This window comes from Candidatus Allofontibacter sp. (genome assembly GCF_038145245.1).
Classification (GTDB): Bacteria; Pseudomonadota; Alphaproteobacteria; order Pelagibacterales; family Pelagibacteraceae; genus Fontibacterium.
In genome coordinates this window covers 1-3,033 of the sequence record NZ_JAYQPI010000056.1, presented here as the reverse complement: position 1 = coordinate 3,033, position 3,033 = coordinate 1, and the positions used below count along the sequence as shown (strand labels likewise).

3 protein-coding genes and 1 pseudogene are annotated in these 3,033 nt (G+C 31.4%); 1 reads left to right on the top strand and 3 read right to left on the bottom strand.

The features are described from left to right. A pseudogene (locus AC8IGH_RS05240) lies at nucleotides 1-132 on the top strand (bifunctional methylenetetrahydrofolate dehydrogenase/methenyltetrahydrofolate cyclohydrolase); the annotation flags it as partial. Here AC8IGH_RS05240 and AC8IGH_RS05235 read toward each other — a convergent pair. The 3 genes from AC8IGH_RS05235 to AC8IGH_RS05225 are packed head-to-tail and all read right to left on the bottom strand — an operon-like array spanning nucleotide 133 to nucleotide 2,875. Beyond that, complete coding sequence (locus tag AC8IGH_RS05235) at nucleotides 133-1,323, bottom strand: argininosuccinate synthase (protein WP_507419662.1); 1,191 nt, start codon at nucleotides 1,321-1,323, stop codon at nucleotides 133-135. Nucleotides 1,324-1,325: 2 nt separating this feature from the next. Next, on the bottom strand, nucleotides 1,326-1,835 hold the full coding sequence (locus AC8IGH_RS05230) for an invasion associated locus B family protein (RefSeq protein WP_507419661.1): 510 nt from the start codon (nucleotides 1,833-1,835) through the stop codon (nucleotides 1,326-1,328). Continuing rightward, nucleotides 1,826-2,875: an aldo/keto reductase gene (locus AC8IGH_RS05225; protein ID WP_507419660.1), complete on the bottom strand. Its 1,050-nt coding sequence runs from the start codon at nucleotides 2,873-2,875 to the stop codon at nucleotides 1,826-1,828. Before AC8IGH_RS05225 ends, AC8IGH_RS05230 begins: the two co-directional genes overlap by 10 nt. Nucleotides 2,876-3,033: the final 158 nt, after the last annotated feature.

Below are 3,033 nucleotides of genomic sequence, written 5' to 3'. Positions count from 1 at the left end.
GTAGGTGACGTTGATTTTAAATCTGTGGTTAAAAAAGCAAAAGTTATTACACCAGTTCCAGGAGGTGTTGGTCCTGTAACAATTGCATGTCTTTTAAGTAATACCTTAAAAGCTTTTAAGAATATTAATTAATTATTTTCTAAGTAAACGAGCATTCTTTTTAATAAAATTTTCTACTCTTTTTTTATTAAAAGTTTTGTTTTCTTCAAAAGAAACATTTCTCATTGAGTAAATACTCTTGTTAGAAATTCTTGAAACAATACTTACATTCCCTTTGTAAATTTTTAACTTAATAGATCCTTGAACTCTGGATCTCTTTTGATCGATAATCTTTTGTAATTTTAATCTTTCATTTGAATACCAAAATCCATTATAAATTAATTCCGCAAATCTAGACATGATCGCATCTTTTTTATGTGCGGTCTCTTTATCCAAGGTAAGGGACTCTATAGCTCTATGAGCAAATAAAAGAATAGTTCCACCAGGCGTTTCATAAACACCACGGGATTTTATTCCAATAAATCTATTCTCAACAAGATCCACTCTGCCTACTCCATTTTTCCCACCAATATTATTTAAAAGGGTAAGCAGTTTGCTTGGAGAGCATTTCTTATTATTAATACTAATAGGATCACCATTTTTAAAACCAATAGTCACATAGGATGGTTTATTTGGAGCTTTCTCAGGAGAAACTGTTCTTTGGAAAATAAATTCAGGAGCTTGCTTTGATGGGTCTTCTAAGATTTTACCCTCGGTTGAGGTATGAAATAAATTATCATCTACAGAAAATGGTGGAGCTCCTTTTTTATCACTTGGTACAGGAATATTATTTTTCTTAGCATATTTAATTAGATCGCTTCTTGATGCAAAGTCCCAATCACGCCATGGGGCAATAATTTTAATTTTTGGATTAAAATAGTAGTAGCCTAGTTCAAATCTTACTTGATCATTCCCTTTACCCGTAGATCCATGAGATACAGCATCTGCTTTAAATCTTCTTGCAACTTCAATTTGGCGTTTTGCAATAAGGGGTCGAGCGATAGAAGTGCCAAGCAAATAAATGCCTTCATATAAAGCATTTCCTCTAATCATTGGAAAAATATAATCTTTTACAAAAACATCTTTTAGGTCTTCAATAATAATATTTTTAACGCCAAGATTTTTAGCATTTCTAATTATTTTTTTTCTATCTATTTCTTGTCCAAGATCTGCAGTGTAAGCAATAACTTCTGCATGGTATTTTTCTTGTAACCAACGTAAAATTACAGAAGTATCTAATCCCCCAGAATAAGCTAAAACAATTTTTCTAATTTTTTTTTTCATTTTTAAATGAAATTACATTTTTTTTTAGCGGCCTCGTAAGCATCTCCAAAGCCACTTAATGAGAAGGTATCAATTGTTTTTGTACCTTTAGCTGAAGTTGCACTAACTTTTGCTTGAGAAGATTTTTTCATCATCTCGATCATGGAAATTTCTTCCTCATATTTTGTAAGCCAAGCAAAATTATCTTCAGTCTCAAATTTGAATTCTTTTTTATCAATAGCAACGTTTACTTTAGAAGATGCTTTGTAGTTATAACCACTTGTAATGCTTATTTCGTTTTGTATTTTATCGTTAACTCTAAAACTTACAAATATTCTAGACTCTGCTCTATTAAGATTTTTTGGGTCAGTAGCCACAGGGCTTGATACAGCATAACAAACTTGTTGGCCGTTAATACTAGTATTTTGTGCGGTCCAATTTTTGAATTGTCCATCCAATTTAATTTGGGCAAATATTTTTTGTTCAAAAGATAAAAGACAGATTGTAGAAAAAAATAAGATTCTTAAGGACATGGGTTTGAATATATTAATTGAACATTATTAATTTCTTTTATTACATCATTAGTCAGTGACAGATCAATACTATCAATATTTTTCTTTAACTGTTCCATGGATGTTGCACCAATAATTGTTGATGTTACAAATTTTTGAATAATGCAAAATTTAATTGCCATTTGTCCAGGATCGATATTGTGTTTTTTTGCAATTTCACAATAAGACTTAACTGCAGCTTCTGTATTTTTTGTTCTATATCTATCAAATCTATTTCCCCATAAAACTTCTCTAGTTCCAGCAGGTCTTTTGCCATCTAAATATTTTCCAGTTAAATGTCCGCCACCCAGAGGAGAGTATGCAAGCAAACCAATTTTTTCTCTAATTGAGATCTCAGAAAGACCTACTTCATAACTTCTATTAATAAGACTGTATGCGTTTTGAATCGTTATGGGTTTTGGAATATTATGTTTTTCAGCAAGCTTTATAAATTGACTTGTGCCCCATGGAGTCTCATTGGAAAGTCCGTAATATTTTATTTTTCCTTCTTTAATTAAAGAGGCCATTGCTTCCATAGTTTCAAGAATTGGGATTACATCATCAGTTTCAGTGTGTTCATACTCAAGACCACTAAAAACATTTAAAGGTCTATCAGGCCAGTGAAGTTGATAAATATCAACATGATCAATTTGTAAATTCTTTAAACTATTGTCAATTGCGCTTCCTATTTGTTTTTTACTTAGTCGAGTTTCTTTCTCACCGGGTCTTATCCAGTTCATTCCTGATCTGCCCGTGACTTTATCTGCAATAATAATTTGATTTCTTTTCTTAGTCTTTTTTAACCAGTTGCCAATAATTCTGCTCGTAGCACCGCATGTTTCTTTTGTAGGTGGTATTGAATATAACTCAGCGGTGTCAAAAAAATTAATTCCTTTTGAAACGGCATAATCCATTTGCTCAAAACCATCTTGTTCCGTGTTTTGCATGGAACCCCAAGTCATTGTGCCAAGACAAATTTCGCTAACTTTTAAATCGGTATTAGGTATTTTATTAAATTGCATATTTTTTTTATTTAAAAAACATAATGGAATAGCCTTTTTTTAAGCTTCTTGAAATGAACATATTTTAACATTATGTATTCAGTCAAACAAACATATAGGTAAAAAAAATATGAACTTAAAGTATGGTCAAACAAGAGCTACGACACGTGCAGAATCGG

What these genes read in the sequence shown, in the direction of transcription:
- AC8IGH_RS05235 (WP_507419662.1), bottom strand. Translation starts at nt 1,323, where the DNA reads ATGAAAAAAAAAATTAGAAAAATTGTTTTAGCTTATTCTGGGGGATTA.
- AC8IGH_RS05230 (WP_507419661.1), bottom strand. Translation starts at nt 1,835, where the DNA reads ATGTCCTTAAGAATCTTATTTTTTTCTACAATCTGTCTTTTATCTTTT.
- AC8IGH_RS05225 (WP_507419660.1), bottom strand. Translation starts at nt 2,875, where the DNA reads ATGCAATTTAATAAAATACCTAATACCGATTTAAAAGTTAGCGAAATT.